The sequence below is a fragment of the Variovorax glucosi genome (genome assembly GCF_051216695.1).
Taxonomy (GTDB): Bacteria; Pseudomonadota; Gammaproteobacteria; order Burkholderiales; family Burkholderiaceae_C; genus Variovorax.
The window spans coordinates 60,412-85,534 of the sequence record NZ_JBPJZE010000003.1; the positions used below are offsets into that span (position 1 = coordinate 60,412).

The 25,123-nt window shown below is 64.0% G+C and carries 23 protein-coding genes; 9 read left to right on the forward strand and 14 right to left on the reverse strand.

Features of this window, described 5'->3' with window-relative positions:
* Positions 1-3: 3 nt before the first annotated feature.
* Positions 4-1,215, reverse strand: coding sequence for an MFS transporter (locus ACSFA3_RS15045; protein WP_435506291.1), 1,212 nt, complete (start codon positions 1,213-1,215; stop codon positions 4-6).
* An 89-nt stretch (positions 1,216-1,304) separates the two neighbouring features.
* Between ACSFA3_RS15045 and ACSFA3_RS15050 the strand changes: the two genes are divergently transcribed.
* Both ACSFA3_RS15050 and ACSFA3_RS15055 read left to right on the forward strand, forming a co-directional pair.
* Positions 1,305-1,898 carry a TetR/AcrR family transcriptional regulator gene (locus ACSFA3_RS15050; RefSeq protein WP_435506292.1) on the forward strand — a complete coding sequence of 198 codons (594 nt, stop codon included), beginning with the start codon at positions 1,305-1,307 and terminating at the stop codon, positions 1,896-1,898.
* A gap of 105 nt (positions 1,899-2,003) precedes the next feature.
* Positions 2,004-4,190, forward strand: a complete 2,187-nt coding sequence (locus tag ACSFA3_RS15055) for a malate synthase G (protein ID WP_435506293.1) — start codon at positions 2,004-2,006, stop codon at positions 4,188-4,190.
* Between the two features lie 5 nt (positions 4,191-4,195).
* On the opposite strand, the gene ACSFA3_RS15060 is transcribed toward ACSFA3_RS15055, so the two are convergent.
* From ACSFA3_RS15060 to ACSFA3_RS15070, 3 genes are read right to left on the reverse strand one after another with little or no spacing between them, the layout of a single operon-like run.
* Positions 4,196-4,405, reverse strand: coding sequence for a hypothetical protein (locus ACSFA3_RS15060; protein WP_435506294.1), 210 nt, complete (start codon positions 4,403-4,405; stop codon positions 4,196-4,198).
* Positions 4,402-4,923 carry an ATPase gene (locus ACSFA3_RS15065; RefSeq protein WP_435506295.1) on the reverse strand — a complete coding sequence of 174 codons (522 nt, stop codon included), beginning with the start codon at positions 4,921-4,923 and terminating at the stop codon, positions 4,402-4,404. The genes ACSFA3_RS15060 and ACSFA3_RS15065 overlap by 4 nt, the downstream gene beginning before the upstream one ends.
* Complete coding sequence (locus ACSFA3_RS15070; protein WP_435506937.1) at positions 4,920-5,120, reverse strand: hypothetical protein; 201 nt, start codon at positions 5,118-5,120, stop codon at positions 4,920-4,922. Before ACSFA3_RS15070 ends, ACSFA3_RS15065 begins: the two co-directional genes overlap by 4 nt.
* Here ACSFA3_RS15070 and ACSFA3_RS15075 point away from each other — a divergent pair.
* The gene (locus tag ACSFA3_RS15075) at positions 5,119-5,301 is read left to right on the forward strand and encodes a cysteine-rich CWC family protein (protein WP_435506906.1); all 183 of its coding nucleotides are present in this window, start codon (positions 5,119-5,121) and stop codon (positions 5,299-5,301) included. The genes ACSFA3_RS15070 and ACSFA3_RS15075 overlap by 2 nt on opposite strands.
* A gap of 9 nt (positions 5,302-5,310) precedes the next feature.
* Here ACSFA3_RS15075 and ACSFA3_RS15080 read toward each other — a convergent pair whose 3' ends face one another.
* Entirely contained in the window at positions 5,311-6,744 is a 1,434-nt protein-coding gene (locus ACSFA3_RS15080) for a zinc-binding metallopeptidase family protein (RefSeq protein WP_435506296.1), read from the reverse strand.
* A gap of 144 nt (positions 6,745-6,888) precedes the next feature.
* Between ACSFA3_RS15080 and ACSFA3_RS15085 the strand changes: the two genes are divergently transcribed.
* The 5 genes from ACSFA3_RS15085 (at position 6,889) to ACSFA3_RS15105 (ending at position 12,834) form a co-directional block, all read left to right on the forward strand.
* Positions 6,889-8,361, forward strand: a complete 1,473-nt coding sequence (locus ACSFA3_RS15085; protein ID WP_435506297.1) for an MFS transporter — start codon at positions 6,889-6,891, stop codon at positions 8,359-8,361.
* 2 nt (positions 8,362-8,363) lie between these two features.
* Positions 8,364-9,128 carry a class II glutamine amidotransferase gene (locus tag ACSFA3_RS15090; RefSeq protein ID WP_435506298.1) on the forward strand — a complete coding sequence of 255 codons (765 nt, stop codon included), beginning with the start codon at positions 8,364-8,366 and terminating at the stop codon, positions 9,126-9,128.
* A 139-nt stretch (positions 9,129-9,267) separates the two neighbouring features.
* Complete coding sequence (locus ACSFA3_RS15095) at positions 9,268-11,499, forward strand: TonB-dependent receptor (protein ID WP_435506299.1); 2,232 nt, start codon at positions 9,268-9,270, stop codon at positions 11,497-11,499.
* A 115-nt stretch (positions 11,500-11,614) separates the two neighbouring features.
* Positions 11,615-12,145, forward strand: a complete 531-nt coding sequence (locus ACSFA3_RS15100) for a hypothetical protein (RefSeq protein WP_435506300.1) — start codon at positions 11,615-11,617, stop codon at positions 12,143-12,145.
* The gene (locus ACSFA3_RS15105) at positions 12,142-12,834 is read left to right on the forward strand and encodes a hypothetical protein (protein WP_435506301.1); all 693 of its coding nucleotides are present in this window, start codon (positions 12,142-12,144) and stop codon (positions 12,832-12,834) included. Before ACSFA3_RS15100 ends, ACSFA3_RS15105 begins: the two co-directional genes overlap by 4 nt.
* 23 nt (positions 12,835-12,857) lie before the next feature.
* On the opposite strand, the gene gshB is transcribed toward ACSFA3_RS15105, so the two are convergent.
* A complete protein-coding gene (gene gshB / locus ACSFA3_RS15110) occupies positions 12,858-13,808 on the reverse strand; it encodes a glutathione synthase (RefSeq protein ID WP_435506302.1) in 951 nt (316 codons plus the stop codon).
* Between the two features lie 68 nt (positions 13,809-13,876).
* Here gshB and ACSFA3_RS15115 point away from each other — a divergent pair, with 68 nt between their 5' ends.
* A complete protein-coding gene (locus ACSFA3_RS15115) occupies positions 13,877-14,779 on the forward strand; it encodes a polysaccharide deacetylase family protein (protein ID WP_435506303.1) in 903 nt (300 codons plus the stop codon).
* 7 nt (positions 14,780-14,786) lie between these two features.
* Here the strand turns inward: ACSFA3_RS15115 and ACSFA3_RS15120 are convergent, their stop codons facing one another.
* The 8 genes from ACSFA3_RS15120 to leuS form a co-directional block, all read right to left on the reverse strand.
* A complete protein-coding gene (locus ACSFA3_RS15120; RefSeq protein ID WP_435506304.1) occupies positions 14,787-15,386 on the reverse strand; it encodes a YitT family protein in 600 nt (199 codons plus the stop codon).
* A gap of 40 nt (positions 15,387-15,426) precedes the next feature.
* A complete protein-coding gene (locus ACSFA3_RS15125; protein ID WP_435506305.1) occupies positions 15,427-17,295 on the reverse strand; it encodes a potassium transporter Kup in 1,869 nt (622 codons plus the stop codon).
* Between the two features lie 95 nt (positions 17,296-17,390).
* Positions 17,391-17,882, reverse strand: coding sequence for a hypothetical protein (locus ACSFA3_RS15130; RefSeq protein ID WP_435506306.1), 492 nt, complete (start codon positions 17,880-17,882; stop codon positions 17,391-17,393).
* 99 nt (positions 17,883-17,981) lie between these two features.
* Positions 17,982-19,280 (reverse strand): glutamate--cysteine ligase, encoded by a 1,299-nt coding sequence (gene gshA, locus ACSFA3_RS15135; RefSeq protein WP_435506307.1) that lies wholly within the window; start codon positions 19,278-19,280, stop codon positions 17,982-17,984.
* Positions 19,281-19,393: 113 nt separating this feature from the next.
* Positions 19,394-20,680, reverse strand: a complete 1,287-nt coding sequence (locus tag ACSFA3_RS15140; RefSeq protein WP_435506308.1) for a glutamate-5-semialdehyde dehydrogenase — start codon at positions 20,678-20,680, stop codon at positions 19,394-19,396.
* 83 nt (positions 20,681-20,763) lie between these two features.
* On the reverse strand, positions 20,764-21,822 hold the full coding sequence (holA, locus tag ACSFA3_RS15145; RefSeq protein ID WP_435506309.1) for a DNA polymerase III subunit delta: 1,059 nt from the start codon (positions 21,820-21,822) through the stop codon (positions 20,764-20,766).
* Between the two features lie 7 nt (positions 21,823-21,829).
* Positions 21,830-22,381, reverse strand: a complete 552-nt coding sequence (locus ACSFA3_RS15150; RefSeq protein ID WP_435506310.1) for an LPS-assembly lipoprotein LptE — start codon at positions 22,379-22,381, stop codon at positions 21,830-21,832.
* 34 nt (positions 22,382-22,415) lie between these two features.
* Entirely contained in the window at positions 22,416-25,085 is a 2,670-nt protein-coding gene (gene leuS, locus ACSFA3_RS15155; RefSeq protein WP_435506311.1) for a leucine--tRNA ligase, read from the reverse strand.
* Between the last annotated feature and the right edge of the window lie 38 nt (positions 25,086-25,123).

The window sequence follows — 25,123 nt, forward strand, 5'->3', positions numbered from 1 at the left end:
ACTTCAGCCGCGCTCTCGCGTCGCGATCCAGGCGGCTGCGCAAAGCACGATCAGGAACCCGCCGTAAGCGAGCGTGGTGGCATGCAGCCCGACCGTGCCCACCGCCAGCCCTGCCAGCAGGGACGGCACGCTGAATGCCAGATAGCTGCATACGAAGAAGGTCGATAGCAGCCCCGCGCGTTCGTCCGGCCGCGCCGCCGGCACGATCGTGCGAACCGCGGCATTGAAGCCGGCGCCGAAGCCCAGCCCCGCGACCAACGTGCCGCCGAAGAACGGCAGCGCGCTGCCGAAATGCACACCCGCGAGCGTGATCGTCAGCCCGGCCCCGAGCAGCAGGGCGCTGTTGCGAAGCACGGGTCGCGGCGCCTGCAGGCGAACGGCATAGATGGCGACGGCGCCGGTCAGAACCAGCGTGGCGATCAGCGCCCCGCCGATGAGCGGCGTGTCGCGGCCGGTGACCAGGCGCGCGAGCGTCGGCCCGAGCGACAGGTAGAAGCCGCCGAGCGCCCAGCCCGCCGTGTTCAGTGGCAGCACGCGCACCAGCAACGCCCGCGCAGCGAGCGGGACGTGCGCTCGCGGAATCAGAGAACGCCATGCGCCGGCGCGGCGGGCCGCCGTTTCGGGCAGGCGCAGCGCAAAGACCGCCTGCAGCAGGAAGACGACCAGCAGCAGTTCGTAGACGAGATGCAGCGGTCGCGGCGCGAACTGCACCAGCGCACCGGCACCGAGCGCGCCCAGGGCCATACCGACCATCGGCGCAAGTCCGTTGAACAGCGCACCGCGCGTCGGATGCAGATCGAGCAGCGTCGCGCTCAGCACGCTGGTGGCCATGCCGGTCGCCACCCCCTGCAACACGCGCGCGGCGATCAGCGAGCCGACCGATTCGGCACTCCAGAACAGCGCCAGCGCACCGATCTCCAGGACCAGCGCAGCGAGCACGACGGTGCGGCGCCCGAGATGATCGGACAGCGCGCCGAACACCAGCAGTGCCGCGAGGAGCGCGAACGCGTAGCTGCCGAAGACCAGCGTGAGCGTGAACGCCGAGAAATGCCAGGTTTCGCGGTACAGCGCATACAGCGGCGACGGCGCGCTCGAAGCGGCGAGAAAAGCGACGACCAGTGTGACGACCAAGGCAAAAGCCGCAACTGGCGAAAGCCGGCCCGACGCGGCAAGTGGAACTGTGGCCTTGATCGGCGCGGGAGCGGTCAGCTTCATTTTCGAACCTTTAACGCAAACAAATTGCGTTAGCGGATTGTGCGCCAGCCCTTCAACTAACGCAAATCCTTTGCTTTAATATGAACGCCATGAACAATCCCATCCGCTTGCGGCCAGGTGGCCGCAGTGCCCGCGTGCAGGAAGCCGTGCATGCGGCCGCGAGCGAACTGATCGAACTGCATGGACGCGAAGCGCTGACGGTGCCGCTGATCGCCGCGCGCGCCGGCGTGACGCCGTCGACCGTCTACCGGCGCTGGGGCGATCTGGCCGAGTTGCTGGCCGACGTTTCGGTCCAGCGTTTCCGGCCCGATACCGAACCGGCGGACACCGGCACGCTGAGCGGCGACCTGCGCGCCTGGGCGGAGCAGTTCCATGAGGAAATGTCGTCCGACATCGGACGCGGCATGCTGCGCGACGTGCTGTCGACCGGCCAGTTCGGTAGCGGCACAGGCGCATGCCAGTGCGCCGTGTTCACCGCCAGCCAGGTCGAGTCGATGCTGCAACGCGCCCGCGCGCGGGGCGAGCCTTCGATGTCGACGGACACGGTGATGGACGGATTCGTCGCGCCGCTTTTCTATCGCCTGCTGTTCGGCGCCGAGCCTGCGGACGCTGCGAGTGCCGCTCGATGGATCGAGGGCTGCATCGCGCAGATCGGCGAAAACCGGGCTGTCTCCGTCGATTAGCTCTATTCAGGTTGCGAATCAAAGCATTTCCGCAGGTTAAATCATCCGGTTGATATCGAATACAGTTTCCAGATCAACCCGACACCCACCCTTGAAAGACTCCGAATGACCGAACGCACCACCGTCCACGGCCTCCAGGTCGCCAGCGAACTCCATCGATTCCTCGTAGACAAGGTGCTGCCTGCCACCGGTATTGACAGTGCATCGTTCTGGAAAGGTTTCGACGCCATCGTGTCCGATCTGGCGCCGAAGAACATCGCGCTGCTGGCCGAACGCGACCGCCTGCAGACCGAGCTCGACGGCTGGCACAAGGCCAATCCAGGCCCGATCGCGCACATGCCGACATACCGCGACTTCCTGACGAAGATCGGCTATCTGCTGCCGCAGCCCAAGGGCACGCAGGCCACGACGACCAATGTCGATGCCGAACTCGCGCTGCAGGCCGGCCCGCAGCTGGTGGTGCCGATCCTGAACGCGCGTTATGCGCTCAACGCAGCCAACGCGCGCTGGGGCTCGCTGTACGACGCGCTCTACGGAACCGATGCAATCCCGGAAACCGACGGCGCCGAGAAAGCAGGCCCGGGAGGCAAGGGCTACAACCCGGTGCGCGGCGTCAAGGTGATCGAATTCGCTCGCGAAGTGCTCGATCAGGCCGTGCCGCTGGTCGGCGCCTCGCACAAGCTGGCGACCGGGTACAGCGTGCGGGACGGCCAGCTGCAGATCGCGCTCGAAGGCGGCAGCACGACGCTGGTCGACCCGGCCGCGTTCGTCGGCTATCAGGGCGATGCGGCAGCGCCGTCTTCGATCCTGCTGAAGCACAACGGCATCCACATCGACATCCAGATCGACCGCAGCACGACCATCGGCAAGACCGACGCGGCCGGCATCAGCGACGTGGTGATGGAAGCCGCGCTCTCGACCATCCTCGACCTGGAAGACTCGGTCGCCGTGGTCGATGCGGCCGACAAGGTGGTTGCGTACTCGAACTGGCTCGGCATCATGGAAGGCTCGCTGACCGAGGAAGTCGCCAAGGGCGGCAAGACCTTCACGCGTGGCCTGAATCCCGACCGCGAATACACCGGCGCCGACGGCCAGCCGCTCAAGCTGCATGGCCGCTCGCTGATGTTCCTGCGCAACGTCGGCCACCTGATGACCAATCCAGCCATCCTGTATGCGGACGGCAAGGAGATTCCGGAAGGCATCCTCGACGCGATCGTGACGACCACCATCGCCACCATCGACCTGAAGCGCAAGGGCAATTCGCGCACCGGCAGCGTCTACATCGTGAAGCCGAAGATGCACGGCCCGGCCGAAGTCGCTTTCGCGAGCGAGCTGTTCGGCCGCGTCGAGCAGTTGCTCGGCCTGCCTGCCGACACCGTCAAGCTCGGCATCATGGACGAGGAGCGCCGCACCAGCGTCAATCTCAAGGCCTGCATCGCCGAAGCGGCATCGCGCGTCGCCTTCATCAACACCGGCTTCCTGGACCGCACCGGCGACGAGATGCACACCGCCATGCAGGCCGGCGCGATGCTGCGCAAGGGCGACATGAAGACGACGCCGTGGATCGCGGCCTACGAGAAGAACAACGTGCTGGTCGGCCTGAGCTGCGGCCTGCGCGGCAAGGCGCAGATCGGCAAGGGCATGTGGGCCATGCCCGACCTCATGGCCGACATGCTGAAGCAGAAGATCGGCCACCCGAAGGCCGGCGCCAACACCGCCTGGGTGCCTTCGCCCACCGCTGCCACGCTGCACGCGCTGCACTATCACCAGGTCAGCGTGGCCGACGTGCAGAAGGAACTGGAGAAGACCGACATCGACGCCGTGCGCGACGACATCCTGAACGGCCTGCTGCAAGTGCCGGTCGCGCCGAATCCCGACTGGAGCGACGCCGACAAGCAGCAGGAACTCGACAACAACGTGCAGGGCATCCTCGGCTACGTCGTGCGCTGGATCGACCAGGGCGTCGGCTGCTCGAAGGTGCCGGACATCCACAACGTCGGGCTGATGGAAGACCGTGCGACGCTGCGAATTTCAAGCCAGCACATCGCGAACTGGCTGCTGCACGGGGTGGTGAGCGCGGCGCAGGTCGAGGAGACTTTCGAGCGCATGGCTGCCGTGGTGGACGGGCAGAACGCCGGGGATGCGCTGTATCAGCCGATGGCGGGGAACTTCAAGACGTCGGATGCGTACATGGCCGCGCGGGATCTGGTATTCAAGGGCGTCGAACAGCCGAGCGGGTATACGGAGCCGCTGCTGCATGCGTGGCGGTTGAAGGTGAAGGGCGAGGCTTGACCGGTTCAGTCGGGCGCAGGTTGTTGGCTCGGCGACATGCGCACCAGCAAGCCGGAACGCACCACGATCAGGTCTGTTCCGGTTTGCTCCGCAAGTTTTTTTGCATTCAGCGCGGCTCGCTTCAGTGCGGCAAGCGACCCCTGTAACTCTTCAGGTATCGAGACGCTCGCAACACAGTCAGGCGCTGGCTCGTCGATATGCAGTGGCATGGTCATGGCTTGTAACTCCAACTGATCAACCTCGGCTCATTGCCGGTATTGTCGTAAACAGACCATTGGTCTACCAATGGCTGATAAAGCTCAACAAGCAGTCTTCTACCCGCTTCGAAACGGCGGCGAATCGTCGCTTCTGGAATGTCATGTCCTCCTTGGCGGACTCGTTCTGCCACGCGTTGAATGGCGACCTCAGCCGAGGGAAGGCTAAAAAAGAAAAGTTCGACTCGATATCCCCGGGCCCTCCAAACAGGAATTTGTCGCGAATACGCCTTGCCAGAGAGCGTAGTTTCGAATGCAAAACTCTCGTTTTTTTCAACATGCAGAACGATTGCTTTCAATGAAAGGCGTCCTGCTTGGATTGCTGCGCGTTCAGGTGCAAACGGAGACAACCCTGCGGCAATCAAGTCAGCATTAACGAAGACGGGCACACCTGCCTCCTTGGGCAAGAACTCTCGCGCAAAGGTCGTCTTGCCTGCGCCGTTTGGGCCCGCAATGATGACAATTCTGGCCTTGTTCATCGAAGAGCTTTATTGATTACGGCAACGATCCCGCCAACAACGAGGCTTCGGTAGGGAGTAGACAAGGCCAACAAATTGAGTCTTTCTGCAATGCCAGGATTTTTAGCATAGCGGTCTGAGAATGCTGCAATGTTCACCCGTTTGCCAACCACTGCCCTGGATCCCACCCGCTGCCCGATCTGCAGCAGCGCAAACATGTGCGCTGTGGAAGTGGCGCGCGCAACAGGCGCCCCGCTCGAATCCTGCTGGTGCATGTCGAAAAGTTTTGAACAAACGCTGCTGGACAGAGTCCCGCCGGAAGCACGTGACCTTGCCTGCATCTGCGCGCAATGCGCAGATGCGGCGAACGCGGCAGCAGCCTCAACCGCGCCACGCTGAGAAAAAAAATCAGCTCTGGCTCTGCTGCGCCTGCAGAACGAGCGTGTCCTGCATCTGGTTCTGCGTTTGGCTATGACCGTTTGCATGCAGCGCGATCTGATCGCTTCCCTGGTTCTGCGACTGCACCGGCGCGAACTCGGGTGGCGTTGAAGCTTCCAGCGAATCTGTCGTGCCTTCTTCAAGCACTTCTTCCAGCGGCACATCCAGCTCCGCCGCGACCTCCGCCTTCACATACATCCGCTGCTCGGTGATCAGCTGATGAATGAACTGCAGCTTGCCAACCGCCGCGCGCGGCAAGACGAACGGGTAGTAATCGGGCTGCCCCATGCTGCGCGACAATTCGTTCAGCACATTCGTCAGTCGCACCCAGCCGTTCAGGAACTCCAGGAATTTCGTCGCGCCCGGATGGTCGGGCTGCCAGAGGTCGGACGGTTCGAAGAGGTCGTTGGAGACTTCGACATTCGCCGCGTCGACGCCAAAGCTCATCGCGGTATCTGCCGTATCGGCCATGTGCAGATAGTGAGCCCATGTTTCAGCCCAGTCTTCCCAGGGATGGGCGCTGGCGTAGCTGGTGACGTAACGGCTGGCCCAGTCGGGCGGCGGACCGTTCTCGTAGTGCGAGCGCAGAGCCAGAGCGTAACTCTCGCGTTCGTCGCCGAACAGGTCGCGGTAGGCATCGATCCAGGGTTTGCCGATAACCAGCTGGTCCCAGTAGAAGTGGCCGACTTCGTGGCGGAAATGCCCTACCAGCGTGCGGTACGGCTCCCGCATTTCGGCACGAATGCGCTCGCGTACGGCGTCTTCCGCTTCTTCGACATTCAACGTGATCACACCGTCCTGATGCCCTGTCAGTACCTTCGCTCCACCTGGCACATTACTGAGAAAATCGAAGGCCAGACCGCCACCCGAATCGACGTGACGCGTAACGATCGGCAAGCCCAGTACGAGCAGTTGCGACAGCAGACGACGCTTGGCGAGTTCGAGCTTCCGCCACAGATCGTCGTTGCCTTCGATGGACATGTCGGGAATCGTGCGGGTGGTGCTGCACGAAAGGCAGAAACCGGGTGCAAGTCCGTCGGTGTTGAACGATGCGCGGTTGCCGGGACGGGGCGCGGGGACCATCCAGTTGCAGCGAGCAGAGGTGTCGAAATTCGCGCACCGGTGAAAAGCATGGCCGTCGCCGTCGCCGTAGACGGTGTACGTGTTCGGCTCGGCGCCGTCGAAAACGGCCGGCGCGATCGGCACCACACCCAGCTTTTCGGTCACGTAGCCCAGCGGTGTCTTGCAGGCCAGGCACATCGTGTTGCCCAGGAAGACCGGTCGGCCGCACTGGCACTGATAGGCGCGGCTGATGGTCGGCGCGCGCAGCTCGGCTGCGAGGGAAGGTGTCTCGTGGTGCTGTTCCGCGGTGGCGGAATCGCTGTAGTTGTATTGGGCGTCCATGGCGTCATCCGTCTTTCTTATGCAACGATCATTTTGACGGCCCCCTCCTGCGGCCCGGAAGCGCAATCACCGATATCCTTGTAGGACAGGCAAACGAGACTCGTCCACTGCTGCAGCCGGATCGCCTGCAGCGTCCCTCGCCACATGAACGTCCACACACCGCCGCCCTCCCTCCGAGAAAAATACGGCGAACGCTACCGCTGGCTCCTACTGCTCTCCGTGATGGTGGGCGTAATGGCGTCGATCATGTCGTCGACGATCGTCAACGTGGCGATACCGGACATGAGTCACTATTTCGGGCTCGGCCAGGAGCGCGCGCAATGGGTGAGTTCGGGTTTCATGGTGGCAATGACAGTGTCGATGCTGACGACCCCGTGGCTGCTGTCGCGCTACGGCTATCGACGCACCTATGTCGGCACGATGGTGCTGCTTCTCGCCGGCGGCGTGGCGGGCGGGCTGTCGAACGACTTCTCGCTGGTGCTGGTCGCGCGCATTGCGGAAGGACTTGCGGCAGGCGTGGTGCAGCCGATTCCGGCCATCATCATCCTGCGCGCCTTCGAGCCGCATGAACAGGGTCGTGCCAGCGGCATCTTCGGCATGGGCGTGGTGCTTGCGCCGGCCATCGGCCCGAGCATCGGCGGCGTGCTGGTCGACCTGTTCGGATGGCGCTCGATCTTCTTCATGGTGGTGCCGTTCTGCCTGCTGTCGATCTGGCTGGCCTACAAGTTCGTGCCGGTCACCGCGCCCGGCGGCGTGGCAGCGGCGCGCGACACCGGGCTGGACTGGCGCGGCCTGCTGATCGGGACCGTGGGCACGCTGTGCCTGCTCAACGGGCTGGTGGCTCTGCGCGGCGATTCGGTCGTCGAATCGGCCGTGCTGTTGGCTGGCGCGGTGGCGTCACTGATCGCATTCATCAGGTTCCAGCGCCATCTCACCGCCATCGGCGGCGCGCCGCTGATGAACATGGCGCTGTTCGGCTACCGGCAGTTCGCGATGGGCAACATCGTCGCCTTCATCTACGGTGCGGCGCTGTTCGGCTCGACCTACCTGCTGCCGGTCTACATGCAGGTCGCGCTGAAGCTGTCGGCTTCGCATGTCGGCACGATCATGCTGCCGGCGGGCATCGTGCTGGCCTTCACCATCGCGATGGTCGGGCGTCTCGCGGACCGCAAGCCGACCTGGGTGCTGGTGAGCATCGGCCTGGCACTGCTGGCGCTCTCGTTCTCGCTGATGTTCACGCTGTCGCTCGGCGGCACGCTGTGGTTGCTGGTGGCTTTCGCGACCATCGGCCGCATCGGGCTGGGCTTCATCCTGCCGTCGCTCAACCTGGGTTCGATGCGCCCGCTTGCGAAGCCGCTGATTCCGCAGGGCGCGAGTGCCATCAGCTTCATTCGCATGCTCGGCGGCGCGGCCGGCGTGAGCCTGTGCGCGATCGCGCTCGAATGGCGGCTGGCGGCGCACGGCGATTCGCTCGACCGGGCGACGAGCGCGGCACGGCTTGCTGCTTTCAACGAAGTCTTCCTGATGCTGGCCGCGCTGTGTGCCGTCGCGCTGCTCGCGGCCTGGCAATTGCGCGACAAGCCTTCTCCCAATCACACATCCACCAAGGCGTCCTGACCATGTGCCAACTGCTCGGCATGAATGCCAACACGCCGACCGACGTGACCTTCAGCTTCGCCGGATTCGCGCAGCGCGGCGGCCGCACCGACCACCATGCCGACGGCTGGGGCATCGCGTTCTTCGAAGACCGCGGACTGCGGCATTTCGTCGACCATCTGCCGGCGGCCGATTCGCCGGTGGCCGAGCTCATCGGCCGCTACCCGATCAAGAGTCGCAACGTCGTCGCGCACATCCGGAAGGCGACGCAGGGCCAGGTCAACCTTCAGAACTGCCACCCTTTCGTGCGCGAACTCTGGGGCCGCTACTGGGTCTTCGCGCACAACGGCGACCTGAAGGACTTCCGGCCGCGCCTGCACGGAAGTTTCCACCCGGTCGGCGACACCGACAGCGAGCATGCGTTCTGCTGGCTGATGCAGGAGCTGGCGAAGTCGCATGCCGACGTGCCCAGCATCGCCGAGCTCACGCTGACGCTGCGCGAGCTCGCGCCGCGTGCGGCACGTCACGGCACGTTCAACTTCATGCTGTCGAACGGCCAGGCACTGTGGGCGCATGCGTCGACGAACCTCTGGTACATCGAGCGCCAGCATCCGTTCATGCTGGCGCAGCTGGCCGACGAAGACGTCGCGATCGATTTCGCGCAGCACACGACGCCGGAAGACCGGGTCGCCGTGATCGTCACCGCGCCGCTGACGACCGATGAGACTTGGACGCAGTTCGCGCCGGGCGAGCTGGCGGTGTTCGTGGACGGCAGCCGCTCGAGCTGATCGCATGTGGTCTGGCGCTCAGGTAGCGCCAAAAAACAACAGCTTGCGACTTTCCGAACGAATCGGGAACCGCTTCACGAATGGGTGAAGATAATAACGGTTCTCATTTGTACTACCGCTCTCATTGACGCGAAAAAACATGTCCTTCTACGCATTTCCACTTCGTCCGGTGGCGATCGCTGCCGTGCTGGCACTGCATGTCGTCGGCTCGCTGGCCCAGACGTCCAACACCGCTGCGTCGACGCTTTCGACCGTCACCGTAGAAGCCAGCGCCGATGCGTCGGCTGAAGGTCTGGCCAAACCTTTCGCGGGCAGACAGGTTGCGCGCGGCGCGAGGGCCGGCATCCTGGGCACCCAGGACATGATGAATTCGCCGTTCTCCTCGACCAGCTACACGAATGAGCTGGTCCAGAACCAGCAGGCGAAAAGCGTCGCCGATGTGCTGCAGAACGATCCTTCGGTTCGCATCGCGCGCGGTTTCGGCAACTTCCAGGAGTCGTATTTCATCCGCGGCTTCATAGTGAATTCCGACGACATCGCCTACAACGGGCTGTACGGCCTTCTGCCGCGGCAGTACATCTCTTCGGAATTGTTCGAGCGTGTCGAAGTGCTGCGCGGCGCGAGTGCCTTCCTCAACGGCGCAGCGCCCACCGGCGGCGGCATCGGCGGCAACATCAATCTGCTGCCGAAGCGGGCGTCGAACGAGCCACTGACACAAGTGACCGCAGGCCTTTCCAGCGGTTCGCAGGCGTACATCGCCGCCGACATCGCCCGTCGCTTCGGCCCCGACCAGAGCACCGGCATACGAATCAACGCAGCGCACCGCGACGGCGGCACCGGCGTGGACGACGAGAAGGTCAAGCTCGACGTGCTGTCTATCGGCGTCGACTGGCGCAGCCGCGATGCACGCATTTCCGCCGACATTGGCCATCAGGAGCACCGCCTGACCAACACGCGCCCGAACGTCACGCCGGCTTCGACGCTCTCCGTGATTCCGTCGGCACCCGACAGCAAGAGCAATTTCGCTCAGCCCTGGACCTTCTCCAACGAGCGCGACACGTTCGGTTCGGTGCGCGGCGAATACGATATCAACGACAGCGTGACGGCATGGGCTGCAGCAGGCGCGCGCCGCGGCAACGAAGCCAACTCGCTGGCCGGATTTAACCTGAGCGACGCCGCGACCGGTGCGGGTACGCAATCCCGCTTCGACAACACCCGCCAGGACGACACCCGCACCGCCGAACTCGGCCTGCGCGGCAAGTTCAGGACCGGCTCGGTCGGCCATGAATGGGTAGCGGCCTACTCGTACTTCGATCTCGAGACCAAGAACGCCTATGCGCTGGGAACGGGCCTTGGCTCCACGCTCGCAACCAACCTCTACGCTCCGCGCTACTACGCAGCGCCCGCGCTCAACTTCCTCGGCAACGACCTCTCCAGCCCTGCACTGAGCGCCAAGACGCGACTGCACAGCGTCGCGATCGGCGACACGATGTCGTTCCTGAACGACCAGGTACAGCTCACCGTCGGCATGCGCGACCAGAGCATCGCCACGCAGAACACAGCGTACCGCGTGGTGTTCAACGGCGTGGTCACCAATCCGGGCGGCGCCCAGACGTCGTATGACCAGAGCCGCATCAGCCCGGTCGCCGGTCTGGTGTTCAAGGTGCGTCCCGACGTGTCGGTATACGCGAACTACATCGAAGGCCTGACGCAGGGCGAAAGCGCCCCCGCGCAGGTGAACAATGTTCCGGTCCGCAATGTCGGCGAACAGCTCAAGCCGTACGTGTCGAAGCAGAAGGAAGTCGGCATCAAGTACGACGGCGGCCGCATCGGCGGCGGCATCGCGCTGTTCTCGACCGACAAGCCGCGTTCGCTGGTCGACAGCAACGGCTTCTTCGTCTCTGCAGGCGAGGATCGCCACCAGGGCGCGGAGATCACGGTTTTCGGCGAAGCCATGAAAGGTCTGCGCCTCCTGGGCGGCGTGACCTTCCTGGATGCCGAACAGAAGTCGACCGGCGTCGCGACCACCGACGGCAAGAAGGTCATCGGCACGCCGACCGTTCAGGGCAGCATCGGCGCCGACTGGGACGTGCCTGGCGTGCGAGGCCTGTCGCTCAACGGTCGCGTGGTCGCCACCGGTCACACCTACGCGAACGCGACCAACACGCAGCGCGTTGGCGGCTGGGGCCGGCTGGACCTCGGCGCGCGCTACATCACGCAGATGGCCGGCAAGCTGGTCACGCTTCGGGCGCGGGTCGACAACGTCGCAGACCGCAATTACTGGGCGTCGGTCGGTGGGTATCCGGGCAGCGGGTATCTGGTGGTCGGCAATCCGCGGACTTTCAGCTTGAGTGCTTCGGTGGAGTTCTGACGCTTGGCTGCAAATGCGAGCAGCACCGCCAACATAAATAGCGTATTCATGAAACCTGAAAATATGTATTTTCAGTATGATCGAATTACGAATTCGATATTCATGAAACTTGAAAATGGCAGTTGCAAGCTCACAGTTGGCGCTCAAGCCACAAGACCTGATCGTGGCCCTCAAGCTGGCTCTCAACCGGGACAGAGACTTCGTTCTTGCCGACTTGGCTGATGAATTGGGCATGGCGCTTTCGTCGGTCCACGGCGCGGTCAAGCGAGCAGAATTTGCAAGACTGCTAAGTCGCGCCACAGGCAGCGTGCGACCGCTTCGCCCGGCGATTCTCGAATTTGCGCTGCATGGCGCAAGGTATGCCTACCCCGGTCAACTCGGCCCGATGACCAGAGGGATTCCGACAGCCATAGGCGGACCCGTGCTTCGCCCTCACTTCGAAGACTCGTCCGAAAGCCCGGTGTGGCCGGATCCCGGGGGCACGGTGAGAGGACCTGGGCTGCAACCGCTCAATCCGTGCGCGCTACAGGCGTCAAAGAACGATGCGGCGCTCTATGAAGTTCTGACGCTGATCGACGCTTTGCGCGTAGGCGCTGCGCGAGAGCGGAAGATTGCATCGGAAGAGCTTGAAAGACGGCTGTCGTGAACAGCGCCGACCCGAACGTTTCGATCGTTGAACTGGTCGCAGAGGCACTCGGTGAACTTCGATCCGAACTGGTTCTGGTTGGCGGATGCTCTGTAGGCCTTCTGATCACGGACCGCGCTCGTCCTGCAGTTCGGCAGACGATCGACGTGGATCTGGTCGCTGAGGTGCTTTCGCTCGGGGACTACTACGAGGGACTCTCGCCTCGACTGCGGGCCTGTGGGTTTGTCGAAAACGGAGACCACATGTGCCGCTGGACCCGGGGACGCCTGATCATCGACGTGATGCCCTCCACAAACGTCCTCGGGCACTCCGTGAACCGCTGGTATGAAATCACTGTCGCAAGTGCCAAGAAGCATGCGCTGCCCAGCGGTCGGGAAATCCTCGTCGTCTCTGCGCCTCTTTTTCTCGCGACCAAACTGGAGGCATTTCATGGTCGAGGGAATGGCGACTATCTGGGCAGCACCGACATGGAAGACATCGTCAACGTGATCGACGGCCGGCCGGAGCTGATCGACGAGATCCAAAGCTGTCCTTCCGAGGTCAAGGAGTTCCTTGAAAACGAATTCGATCGCCTGCTCGCCGATGCGTCTTTCACCGACCAGTTGTCGGGTCATTTGCCCGGAGACACGGCAAGCCAGCGACGAGTGCCATTGATCATCAAGCGGCTCCGGCAATTGGCCGGCATTTGACGCACCAGCGCCATTTTTCCGGATCAGGCTACAGCCAGATGCGCCTCCAGCGCATCCACAAACATCTTCGGCACATCGAACCCGGTCTGGTCCGTGATCTCCTGAAAACACGTCGGACTCGTCACATTGATCTCGGTGACGCTGTCCCCGATCACATCCAGCCCGATCAGCAGCAACCCGCGCGGCGCCAGCGCCTTTCCGACAGTCTCCGCGATCTCGCGATTGCGCGCCGTCAGCGGCTGCGCGACGCCCTTGCCGCCCGCTGCCAGATTCCCGCGCACCTCGGTTCCCTGCGGAATGCGCGCCAGCACGAACGGCGCCGGCTCGCCCGCGATGATCAGGATGCGCTTGTCGCCGTCGACGATCTGCGGCACGAAGCGCTGGACCATGATGGTTTCGGCGCCGTCCTTGTTCAGCGTCTCGATGATCGAGCCCAGGTTGAGCGCGTCCTGACGCACGCGGAAGATGCCCATGCCGCCCATGCCGTCCAGCGGCTTCAGGATGATGTCGCCGTGCTCTGCATGGAAGGCCTTCACAGACTCGGCACTGCGCGTGACCAGCGTCGGCGTCGTGAACTGCGGGAACTGCATGATCGCGAGCTTTTCCGGATGGTCGCGCAGCGCGCCGGGCTTGTTGACTACGCGCGCGCCTTCGCGCTCGGCCTGTTCGAGCAGGTGCGTCGCGTAGATGTATTCGGCGTCGAAGGGCGGGTCCTTGCGCATCAGCACGGCATCGAAATCCTTCAGCGCCTTCACTTCGCGGATGTCTTCCTCGTACCAGCGGTGCACGTCGCCGGTCAGCGTGATCTGCTGCACCAGCGCGGTCACGAAGCCGCCGGAAACCCACTGCAGATCCTGCACCAGGCAGGCCGCGACGCGATGGCCGCGGCGCTGGGCCTCGCGCATCATGGCGAAGGTGGTGTCCTTGTAGATCTTGAACTGATCGAGGGGGTCGGCGACGAAGAGGATGTTCATGGTGCGATTGTGCCGTCCGATCCCCAACCCCTGCCCGTGACCGGCACGGGACTTGCGGCGCCGATTCGATGACGACACGCTGGCCCGACCTACTCCCCACACACGACCGCTTCGACTACAGCCCGATCACCCGCCGACCCGACTACGTCTGGCCGAACGGCGCGCGGCTGGCCGTGTATCTCGGTTTCAACATCGAACACTTCGCTTTCGGCGACGGCCTGGGCGCTTGCATCGGACCAGCCTCGCCGCAACCCGACGTGCTCAACCACGGCTGGCGCGAATACGGCAACCGCGTCGGCGCCTGGCGCTGCCTGGAACTTTTCGATGCGCTTGGCCTGCCGACCGGCGCGCTGATCAACACCGCCCTCTACGACCACTGCCCGGAACTGGTGCAGGCCTGCGTTGCGCGCGGAGACGAACTCATCGGTCACGGCCACAGCAATGCCGAGCGGCAAGGCGTGCTCGACGAAACGGAAGAGCGCAACCTGCTGCTGCGCTGCCGCGAAAGAATGCAGCGCGAGAGCGGGCAGACGCCGGCGGGCTGGCTGTCGCCGTGGATCTCCGAAACCGTGCTGACGCCCGACCTGCTGGCCGAAACCGGCTACGGCTACACGCTCAACTGGTGCCACGACGACCAGCCGGTGCGCATGCGCACGCGCGAGGGCGGCTCGCTCTGGTCGGTGCCGTATCCGCAGGAGCTGAACGACATTCCGATGATCGTGGGTCGCCTGATGGATGCGAAGGATTTCACGGCGATGGTGATCGACAACTTCGACGAGATGCTCGAACAGTCGCGCGCGCAGCCGCTGGTCATGGGACTGGCGCTGCATCCGTACATCGTCGGCCAGCCGTATCGGCTGCGGCATCTGCGGACCGCGCTGCAGCATCTGGCGCGCGCGCGGGATCGCGGCGAAATCTGGTTCACGACACCGGGCGCCATCGCTTCGCACATGCAGCAACTGGCGCTCTAGCGCGCGACTACATCGTCACATAGCGTCCCGGCTTGTGATTCACCGCCAGGAACACGCTCATCACCACCGCCGCCAGCACCGAATAAAGCACCCGCGTCGGCTCGATGATCAGGAAAGCCAGCGCGACGATGCTGCAATCGATGCACATCTGCACCTTGCCGGCGCGCCAGCCGTGCTTCTCCTGCATATAAAGAGACACGATCGTCGCGCCGCCCAGGCTGCCGCGGTGCCGTGCCAGGAACAGGCAGCCGGCGCCAAGCAGCAGCCCGCCGAGCACGGCGGCGTAGGCCGGATGCAGCCTGTCGATAGCGAACAGCGCCGGCGACCATTCAGTCATCGCCGACAGCATCGTGATTGCGATGAAGGTCTTGAGCGTGAACTCGCGCCCCATCCGCACCCAGGCGAAGCCGTAGAACGGGATGTTGATCAGGAAGAACAGCTTGCCGAAGCTGACGCCCGTCACGTAATGCAGCAGAAATGCCAGGCCCGCCGCGCCGCCGGTCAGCAGCCCGACCTGATTGAACAGGATCAGCGCCAGCGACACGAACAGCGTCCCGGCGAAGATAGCCTGGGCGTCTTCGAAATAGCTGTGGCGCAGGGCGGTCATGCCTTCCTGAAGCACGAAGCTTGCCGCAGCAGCACGAACATCAAATCTCGATCTTGGAGCCGAGCTCCACGACGGCGTTGTTCGGCAGATTGAGGAAGTTCGCCGCACCGCTCGCGTTATGGTGCATCTGCGCGAACAGCTTTTCGCGCCACGGCGCCATGCCGCTGCCGAGCGTCGGGACCACCACGTCGCGCGACAGGAAATAGCTGGTCGACATCGCCTCGAGCCGGCAACCCTGCATGCGTGCACTCTCGAGTGCGCGCGGCAGGTCGATGTCGTTCTTGAAACCGTAATGCACGATCACCTGCCAGCAACGGTTGTCGAGCGCTTCCATCTCGATGCGCTGCTCGATCGGAATCCATGGCACCTCGTGGCTGCGCACGGTCACGAACAGGTTCTGCTCGTGCAGGACCTTGTTGTGCTTCAGGTTGTGCAACAGCGCGTTGGGCACGTTGCCGGTTTCCGCCGTGAGGAACACCGCCGTACCGTCGACGCGCGCCGGCGGGCTGATGAAGACCGCCTCCAGGAAACCGCGCAGGTCGAGCGCATCGGCGCGCTGCACGTCGCCCATCAGCCGGCGGCCTTCCTTCCAGGTGATCATCAGCATGAAGATGGCGCCGCCGATCATCAGCGGGAACCAGCCGCCTTCGGGCAACTTCAGCAGGTTCGATGCGAAGAAGGCGAAGTCGATGACGAAGAAGATCGACGTGGCGCCGATGCACAGCGCCAGCGGCAGCTTCCAGGCATAGCGGATCACGAAGAAGGTCAGCACGGTCGTGATCAGCATGTCGGTCGTCACGGCGATGCCGTAGGCCGCAGCCAGGTTGCTCGACGAACGGAACAGCACCACCGCCAGCACGATGGCGACGAACAGCCCCCAGTTGACGAACGGAATGTAGATCTGGCCGGCCGACCGCACGCTGGTGTGCTGGATGTTCAGGCGCGGCAGGTAGCCGAGCTGGATCACCTGGCGCGTGACGCTGAACGCGCCGGTGATGAGCGCCTGCGAAGCGATCACTGTGGCCAGCGTGGCGAGCAGCACCAGCGGCACGATGGCCCATTCGGGCGCCATCATGAAGAACGGGTTCTTCACGGCTTCGGGGTTCTCGAGCAACAAGGCGCCTTGCCCGAAATAGTTGAGCACCAGCGCCGGCATGACGACCGAGAACCATGCGATCCGGATCGGTCCCTTCCCGAAGTGGCCCAGGTCGGCGTACAGCGCTTCGGCGCCGGTCACGCACAGCACGGTCGCGCCCAGCACGATGAAGCTGGTCATCGGGTTGTCCCAGATGAACTTGAGCGCGTAGTACGGATTGACCGCCTTCAGGATTTCAGGGTGCGTCAGGATCTGCGTCACGCCGAGCACGGCCAGTACGAGAAACCACACCAGCGTGATCGGCCCGAAGAACTTGCCGATGCCGGCGGTACCGCGCTTCTGCACCGCGAACAGCCCGAACAGCACCACCAGCGTGATCGGAATCACGTAGTGCGCGAAGTGCGGCGACACCACTTCCAGGCCCTCGACCGCCGAAAGCACCGAAATGGCCGGCGTGATGACGCCGTCGCCATAGAACAGAGAGGTGCCGAAGATGCCGACCGCCAGCAGCACGCTGCGCAGCTTCGGCTTGTCGGCAACGGCGCGCGAAGCCAGCGCCAGCATCGCCACCAGACCACCTTCACCTTCGTTGTCGGCACGCAACACGAGAACGACGTACTTGAGCGAAACGATGATCGTCAGCGTCCAGAAGAACATCGAAAGGATGCCGTAGACGTTCTCGATCGTGAAAGGAACGTGTCCGTGGCCAAACACCTCCTTGGTCGCGTAAAGCACGCTGGTGCCGATATCGCCGTAGACGACGCCAATGGCGCCAACGATCAAGGCGGCGGAGGAGCTTTTGGGTGTGGACACAAAATCGGGGAACGGGCGGGCAGACCCAGGTTCCGAGGGCTTGAAGGGTCGCCATTTTGCCCGGTTCGCGCCACTTTGCACGGTTTGCGTTCAGCTCAGCGATCCGGCAGCGCGTGGGCGTTTTCCCACCCGTTTGCCCGATGTACCCGCAGAAGTTCATTGCGAAGTTCCATTGGCGTCCGAAAACCGCGAATGGCATGTGCGCCGCCAGAACCGAAACTACCTTCCAGAACAACGCCTCGCTGGGTCCGGATCCGGAAATTCCGATTCTGCTCATCGCCCCTGACAATGGCGGTGTCACCGTTGTCGAGAGTCAAGGCAATCTCGTTGCGACGAGAACCCGTGCCTGCAGTTGCTTCGTTGTAGCGGGTATTCAGAAGTGTGTTGGTGAAGCCGATAACTGTAGTGGTGGGCTGCGTCTCGGATATAAGTTCGCGAGCCTCCATCGGGCCCCTGAAAGGCCGACCGACACCATCTGCCACCTTGCGGGTGAAAGCGCCGGGATCCCGTGCCTGCTCAGACCGGAGTGCCTGAGTGACAGAACCGGCTCGGCTCCGGACCGAAGAATCGACGCTGATATTGCTCATGAGAAAAATCCTGCTTTGAATGAATCGAAGCAGGATTGTTTTCGCCGAGACATCGGCGGATCTTAGGAATCGGCCTAAACGGCGACCTTGCCGATGGCGCTATTCGTAGACCTCGGCATCCGGATCCGTCGCCTCCATCTCGTAGCTGGCTGCCACCATCGCCAACCGTCCGATCACGCCATACATATAGAAGCGGTTCGGTGCACTGGCGCCGGGCTTTGCGCTGTGCTGCGGCAGATGGCCGCCGTCGGAGAACGCCAGCGGCACGTAGCTCGCACCCGGCGAAGCCAGGCTCTCGTCGGTGCTGCGACCGGCGTGCACGCGATAGAAACCGCCGACGACGTAGCGGTCCATCATGTAGACGACCGGCTCGGCGACGCCGTTCTGCACGCGCTCGTTGGTCAGCACGCCTTCCTGGAAGATCATCTCGTGCGTCGTCGGGCCGTCCTTGCCTGCGGCGGCGAGTTGCGCGCGCGCCTTGCGGCCCATGGCTTCGATCTCCTTGCTGTCGCGCACCGTCATCGCGCTCAGTTCGTGCGAACCGTTGTCGGTCTTCACGATCACGAACGGCTTTTCGTTGATGCCGTACTCCTTGTACTTGCGGCGCACCTTCGACAGCATCGCGTCGACATGGCTGGCAACCACGTCCATGCCCGCACCTTCGGTGAAGTCGATGCCTTCGGCCCGCGTCGACATCGGGTTGATCAGCCACGGGTCGATGCCCAGCAGCTTGCCGAAGCGCTTGGAGACCTCCTCGTAGCTGCGGAAGTGGTTGCTCTTGCGCCGCACGGACCAGCCCGCATGCACCGGCGGCAGCAGGTATTGCTCATGCAGGTCTTCGAGGATGCCCGGCGTTCCGGCTGACAGGTCGTTGTTCAGCAGGATGGTGCAGGGATCGAAGTTCTTGATCCCGAGACGGCGCTTGGTGCGCACCACCGGCTCCAGCGTCACCGTATCGCCGTTCGGCAGCTCGATCGTCTTGGGCGACTTGATCGCCGGATCGATGGAGCCGACCCGCACGTTGAGCCCGGCCATGTGGAAAATCCGCACCAGCTGCGCGATGTTCGCCATGTAGAAGGTGTTGCTCGAATGGTTTTCCGGAATGACGAGAAGGTTGCGCGCCTCCGGACAGATCTTCTCGATCGCCGCCTGAGCGGCCTGCACGGCGAGCGGCAGCATCTGCTGCGTCAGATTGTTCCAGCCGCCGGGAAACAGGTTGGTGTCGACCGGCGCCAGCTTGAAGCCCGCATTGCGGATGTCCACGGAACTGTAGAACGGCGGCGTGTGTTCCATCCATTCGAGCCGGAACCAGCGCTCGATGGCCGGCGTCGAGTCGAGCACGCGCTGTTCGAGTTCGTTGATCGGGCCGGTCAGGGCAGTGACGAGATGGGGGACCATGCGGCGGCCTTCTGTACGGGTTCGGCGGAGAAGTTGAGCGGAATAGCAGGATTTGGGGTCAGACGCCGAAATGACAACCTGAATTCGGTCAGGCTGATGGGAGGAGCGTGCGCTCAACCCCTGATTTCGCCCTGACCCAACACAACATATTTGAGCGAAGTCAGGCCTTCGATGCCAACAGGACCGCGCGCATGAAACTTGTCGGTGCTGATGCCGATCTCCGCGCCCAGCCCGAACTCGAAGCCGTCCGCGAACCGGGTGCTCGCATTCACCATCACGCTGGCCGAATCGACTTCGCGCAGGAAGCGCTGGGCGTTGATGTGGTCGCGCGTGACTATGGCGTCGGTGTGATGGCTCGAATAGCGGTTGATGTGCGCGATGGCATCGTCCAGTCCCTGGACGACCTTGATGCTGATCACCGCAGCCAGATATTCCTCCGACCAGTCGGATTCGGCGGCGTCGACGATCTTCGCGTCTTCGATGCTTTCGGCCCGCAGGATGCGCGCGGCCTCCGGATCGCAACGCATTTCCACGCCCTTCGCCGCGAAAACGGCCGCGATGTCGGGCAGGAAGATGTCCGCGATCGACGCCGCCACCAGCAATCCCTCGGCTGCGTTGCACGGGCTGTATTTCTGCGTCTTGGCGTTGTCGACGATGCTGAGCGCCATCTCCAGCGGCGCGCTGTCGTCGACGTAGACGTGGCAGTTGCCGTCCAGATGCTTGATGACCGGCACCCTGGCATCGCGGCTGATGCGCTCGATCAGCCCCTTGCCGCCGCGCGGAATGATGACGTCGACGTACTGCGGCATGGCGATCAGGTGGCCGACGGCTTCCCGGTCGGTCGTCTGTACCAGTTGCACCGCATCGACCGGCAATCCGGCCTCGGCCAGCGCTTCGGAGACCAGCAACGCCAGCGCCTTGTTCGACTCGATCGCTTCCGAGCCGCCGCGCAGGATCGCCGCGTTGCCGCTCTTGATCGCCAGGCTTGCCGCCTCGATCGTCACGTTGGGCCGGCTCTCGTAGATCATTCCGAAGACGCCGATCGGCACGCGCATCTGGCCGACGCGGATGCCGCTGGGCTGCTGCTTCATGCCGGTGATCTCGCCGATCGCGTCGGGCATCGCTGCGAGCTGTTCGCAGCCGAGCGCAACGGTCTCGAGCACCTTGGGCGTCAGCTTGAGGCGGTCGACCATCGGCGCGGAGAGGCCGGCCGCGATGGCGCGATCGACGTCGCGGGCGTTCGCTGCGGCCAGTTCGGGGCCGACGGCGCGCAGGCGTGCGGCGAGCGCCCTCAGGGCGGTGTTCTTGGTGGCGGCGCTGGCCTTGGCCATCAGCGCGGAAGCTGTCTTCGCCTGCAGGCCGAGCGCCTGCATGCTTTCGTCGAGGGTGAACGCGTTCATGGGTCGATTTTCCCACGTGCGTTCGACACGGCTGTTACCGCCAGCAAAACAGCGCGTTTCGGAACGCCGTCATGCGTTCGCCATCATGCAGCTACCGTCATGCAACTGCGACAAAGCATCAGCGCCAGCCGCTGCAGCGCCTGCCAGCCATTGGCCGGCCAGTCGGGCTGCTTCAATCCCTTCACGATGCCGTCGACCACATGCGCCGCGCGCAGCAGGCGGACCAGCGCGCGGTCGTCCAGCCGCGGCAGCACGCGTTCGAAGGCCCGCTCGCGCGGACCCCAGATGCGGTTCTCGCGCAGCGCCATCGGCAGCGGACGACCGGCGGCCATCGCGTCCTTCACGCGCTTGAGCGCGCGGATGTCTTCGGCCAGCGTGTAGTGCACCAGCACCTCGGCCTCGCCCTCGGCGCGCAGACCGTCGAGCATGCGCGCCACGCGAACCGGATTGCCGGCCAGCACCGCCTCCGAAAGCTTGAATACGTCGTAGCGCGCGACGTTGTTGACCGCACCCTCGACCTGCTCCCAGCCCAGTTCGCCAGCAGGATGCAGCAGCGCGAGCTTCTGGATTTCCTGGTGCGCAGCCAGCAGATTGCCCTCGACACGATCGGCAAAGAACTGCAGCGTGCGCTGGCCCTCTTCGCCGCTCTTCACGCGCTGGCCCTGCAGCGCCAGTCGCTGCGCGATCCATTGCGGCAGCGCGCCGCGCTCCACCGGATCGACCTGCAGCGACATGCCGTTGTTCTCCAGCGCGGTGAACCAGGCACCGGTGCGCGTCGCCTTGTCGAGCTTCGGAAGCAGCACCAGCGTGAGCGTGCTGTCGTTGCCCTTCGCCATCTCGGCGATGTGCTGCAGCGCCGTGCTGCCGTCCTTTCCTGGCTTGCCCGACGGAATGCGGATCTCGACGATCTGCCTGTCGGCAAACAGGCTCAGCGAACCGCCGGCGGCCAGCACTGCACTCCAGTCGAAATGCGCACCGGCCACGGTGTACGAGCTGCGCTCGGTGTAGCCCTGCGCCCGGGCTGCGGCACGAATGGCATCGGCGGCTTCCTGCGCAAGCAGCGGCTCGTCGCCGTGGATCGTGTAGAGCGGGCGCAGCCCCTTGTCCAGGTGCGCCGGGAGCTGCGCCGAACTCAACTGCATGCGCGGCCTACAGTTCCTTGACCGCGGCCAGCCGACGCAACATCTGCTGGGCGATGTCGTTCTGCATGTCGCGGTACAGCAGCTCGGACTCGCCTTCCTTGGCGAGCGCGTTGGTTTCGTTGTACGTCAGGTCGCGTTTCTGTGCGATTTCGCTCAGCAGCAGTTCCTTGCCGCCCGGCGTGCGCAAGCGGAATCGCAGGCGATAGCGCAATTCCAGCTCGCGGACTTCGCCGGCGGCGTTGGTCGACAGCACGTAGCGGGTGCGTTCCTCGCCGAGGATGTCGAGGATCACGTCGGCTTCCCGCTGCCGATCGGCCGGAATCACCTGCACCGCCCCGGTAGAGCCGAGGTTGCGACGCAGATAGTTGATGAAGGCCGAGTTGCCGGGGATGGAAATCGACTTGAAAGCGAAGACCGGCGCCTTCCGCAGCGCGAAGCCGCAGCCGGCCAGCCCGGTCACGGTCAGTGTACCGCCTGCAACCGACAGGGAAGCGGCAAGCAGCCGGCGACGGGAAATCGCAGCGTCTTGCGAGCGACCCGATGTGGAGTTGTGCGTCATGGATGCCATAGCGAGATGAGAGCTCAAAAACCGGTCAGAGGACCACGTTGACCAGGCGCCCCGGCACCACGATCACGCGCTTGACCGCAGCGCCGGCAGCGAAAGTCACGAAGTCGTCGCAGGCCAGCGCCATCGCCTCGATCTCTTCCTTGCTCGCCGATGCCGGTACCAGCAGCTTGCCGCGCAACTTGCCGTTGACCTGCAGCATCAGCTCGACTTCGTCCTGCACCAGCGCGGCCGGGTCGACCTGCGGCCAGGGTGCGTCGAGCAGATCGCCGTGGGCCTTGTCGTGGCCGAGTTCCTGCCAGAGCTGGTGCGCGATGTGCGGCGTGGCCGGATAAAGCACGCGCAGCAGGATGCCGAAGCCCTCGTGCAAAGCGAATGCGTCGCCCGGCGAGCCGTCCGGCTTGAAGGATTCGAGCGCATTCAGCAGCTTCATCGCGCCGGAAACGACGGTGTTGTACTGCATGCGCTGATAGTCGTAATCGACCTGGCGCAGCACCGTGTGCACTTCGCGGCGAAGCGCCTGGGCGGCCTTGCCGAAGCTGGCGGACTTGCCGGGAATGCCACCGGCCTCGATCGCGGCCTGCTGCGCGGCACCGAAATTCCAGACCCGGCGCAGGAAACGGTAGCTGCCCTCGACCGCCGCATCGTTCCACTCCAGCGTGGCTTCCGGTGGCGCGGTGAACATCGTGTAGAGCCGCGCGGTGTCGGCGCCGTACTTCTCGATCAGGTCCTGCGGGTCGACGCCGTTGCGCTCGCTCTTGCCCATCTTGCCGACGCCGCCGTATTCGACGGCCGATCCGTCGGCCAGCGTGCCGCTCGTGATGCGGCCCTGCGCGTCGAGCACGGCGGTGACTTCGAGCGGCGGAAAGTAATCCTTGCCGCCCTTTTCGTTGCGCCGCCAGTAGATCTGGTTGAGCACCATCCCTTGCGTCAGCAGCTTGCTGAACGGCTCGTCGACCTTCACCAGGCCGAGATCGCGCATCACCTTGGTCCAGAAGCGCGCGTAGAGCAGATGCAGGATCGCGTGTTCGATGCCGCCGATGTACTGGTCCATCGGCATCCAGTACGCAGCGCCCTCGCCGACCATCGCCTGGTCGTTCTTCGGGTCGCAGTAGCGCATGAAGTACCAGGACGAATCGACGAAAGTGTCCATCGTGTCGGTCTCTCGGCGCGCGGGCTTGCCGCAGACAGGGCAGACGACGCCCGCATGGAAACCTTCATGCCTGATCAGCGGATTGCCCGAACCGTCGGGCACGCAATCGGTCGGCAGCACGACCGGCAGATCCTTCTCCGGCACCGGCACCGCGCCGTGCTCGTCGCAATGGATGATCGGGATCGGCGTACCCCAGTAGCGCTGGCGGCTCACGCCCCAGTCGCGCAGGCGCCAGGTGGTCTGCTTCTCGCCCAGGCCCTTGTGTTCGAGCGTGTGCGCGACGGCGGCCAAGGCTTCCTTGAAGGACATGCCGCTGAAATTGTCGGAATTGATGGTGACGCCGCGCTGCTTGTCGGCGTACCAGTCCTGCCACTTGTGATAGTCGAAATGCGTTTCCGGCGGCTTCAGGTCGTCGACGATCACCACCTGGATGATCTCGATGCCGTACTTGTTGGCGAACGCGAAATCGCGCTCGTCGTGCGCCGGCACGCCCATCACCGCGCCGTCGCCGTAGCCGATCAGCACGTAGTTGCCGACCCACACAGGCACCTGTTCCTCGGTGATCGGATGCGTCACGGTCAGGCCGGTCGGCACGCCCTTCTTTTCCTGCGTGGCGAGTTCGGCCTCGGTGGTGCCGCCGCCCTTGCATTCCTCGATGAACGCGGCGACCTTCGGGTCCGACTTGGCAGCATGCAGCGCGAGCGGATGCTCCGGCGCCACGGCGCAGAAGGTCACGCCCATGATGGTGTCGGCGCGCGTCGTGAAGACGTACATGCGGCCGTCCTGGATCGCCTCGCCGTCGTCGCCGCGGATGTCGTGCGTGAACGCGAAGCGCACGCCTTCGCTCTTGCCGATCCAGTTCTCCTGCATCAGCTTGACGCGCTCGGGCCAGCCCGGCAGCTTGCTCTGCGTGTGTTCGAGCAGTTCGGGCGCGTAGTCGCTGATCTTCAGGTAATAGCCGGGAATCTCCCGGCGCTCGACCGTGGCGCCGGTGCGCCAGCCCTTGCCGTCGATGACCTGCTCATTGGCCAGCACGGTCATGTCGACCGGGTCCCAGTTCACGACCTGGGTCTTGCGGTAGGCGATGCCTTTTTCGAGCATCTTCAGGAACAGCCACTGGTTCCACTTGTAGTAGCTCGGGTCGCAGGTGGCTATTTCGCGGCTCCAGTCGATCGCCAGGCCCATTGCCTGCAGCTGGCCGCGCATGTAGTCGATGTTCTCGTAGGTCCACTTGGCCGGAGGAACGCCGTTCTTCAGCGCCGCGTTCTCGGCCGGCAGGCCGAAGGCATCCCAGCCCATCGGCATCAGCACGTTGTAGCCCGACATGCGCAGGTAGCGCGAGAGCATGTCGTTGATCGTGTAGTTGCGCACATGGCCCATGTGCAGCTTGCCGCTCGGGTACGGCAGCATCGAGCAGGCGTAGTACTTCTTCTTAAGGTCGCCGTGCGCGTTACGCGCATGCTCGGTGACGCGATAGGCATCGGCGGCGGTCCACTGGGCCTGGGCGGCGGTTTCGACGTCGGCGGGTTTGTAACTGGGATTCATGAGGCTGTAGGCAACGGCCCGGCGCTGATCGGCCGGGG

Bases quoted from the DNA above. Each gene is read 5' to 3' on its own strand.
- ACSFA3_RS15045 (WP_435506291.1), bottom strand. From the start codon at position 1,215: ATGAAGCTGACCGCTCCCGCGCCGATCAAGGCCACAGTTCCACTTGCC.
- ACSFA3_RS15050 (WP_435506292.1), top strand. From the start codon at position 1,305: ATGAACAATCCCATCCGCTTGCGGCCAGGTGGCCGCAGTGCCCGCGTG.
- ACSFA3_RS15055 (WP_435506293.1), top strand. From the start codon at position 2,004: ATGACCGAACGCACCACCGTCCACGGCCTCCAGGTCGCCAGCGAACTC.
- ACSFA3_RS15060 (WP_435506294.1), bottom strand. From the start codon at position 4,405: ATGACCATGCCACTGCATATCGACGAGCCAGCGCCTGACTGTGTTGCG.
- ACSFA3_RS15065 (WP_435506295.1), bottom strand. From the start codon at position 4,923: ATGAACAAGGCCAGAATTGTCATCATTGCGGGCCCAAACGGCGCAGGC.
- ACSFA3_RS15075 (WP_435506906.1), top strand. From the start codon at position 5,119: ATGTGCGCTGTGGAAGTGGCGCGCGCAACAGGCGCCCCGCTCGAATCC.
- ACSFA3_RS15070 (WP_435506937.1), bottom strand. From the start codon at position 5,120: ATGTTTGCGCTGCTGCAGATCGGGCAGCGGGTGGGATCCAGGGCAGTG.
- ACSFA3_RS15080 (WP_435506296.1), bottom strand. From the start codon at position 6,744: ATGGACGCCCAATACAACTACAGCGATTCCGCCACCGCGGAACAGCAC.
- ACSFA3_RS15085 (WP_435506297.1), top strand. From the start codon at position 6,889: ATGAACGTCCACACACCGCCGCCCTCCCTCCGAGAAAAATACGGCGAA.
- ACSFA3_RS15090 (WP_435506298.1), top strand. From the start codon at position 8,364: ATGTGCCAACTGCTCGGCATGAATGCCAACACGCCGACCGACGTGACC.
- ACSFA3_RS15095 (WP_435506299.1), top strand. From the start codon at position 9,268: ATGTCCTTCTACGCATTTCCACTTCGTCCGGTGGCGATCGCTGCCGTG.
- ACSFA3_RS15100 (WP_435506300.1), top strand. From the start codon at position 11,615: ATGGCAGTTGCAAGCTCACAGTTGGCGCTCAAGCCACAAGACCTGATC.
- gshB (WP_435506302.1), bottom strand. From the start codon at position 13,808: ATGAACATCCTCTTCGTCGCCGACCCCCTCGATCAGTTCAAGATCTAC.
- ACSFA3_RS15115 (WP_435506303.1), top strand. From the start codon at position 13,877: ATGACGACACGCTGGCCCGACCTACTCCCCACACACGACCGCTTCGAC.
- ACSFA3_RS15120 (WP_435506304.1), bottom strand. From the start codon at position 15,386: ATGACCGCCCTGCGCCACAGCTATTTCGAAGACGCCCAGGCTATCTTC.
- ACSFA3_RS15130 (WP_435506306.1), bottom strand. From the start codon at position 17,882: ATGAGCAATATCAGCGTCGATTCTTCGGTCCGGAGCCGAGCCGGTTCT.
- gshA (WP_435506307.1), bottom strand. From the start codon at position 19,280: ATGGTCCCCCATCTCGTCACTGCCCTGACCGGCCCGATCAACGAACTC.
- ACSFA3_RS15140 (WP_435506308.1), bottom strand. From the start codon at position 20,680: ATGAACGCGTTCACCCTCGACGAAAGCATGCAGGCGCTCGGCCTGCAG.
- holA (WP_435506309.1), bottom strand. From the start codon at position 21,822: ATGCAGTTGAGTTCGGCGCAGCTCCCGGCGCACCTGGACAAGGGGCTG.
- ACSFA3_RS15150 (WP_435506310.1), bottom strand. From the start codon at position 22,381: ATGACGCACAACTCCACATCGGGTCGCTCGCAAGACGCTGCGATTTCC.
- leuS (WP_435506311.1), bottom strand. From the start codon at position 25,085: ATGAATCCCAGTTACAAACCCGCCGACGTCGAAACCGCCGCCCAGGCC.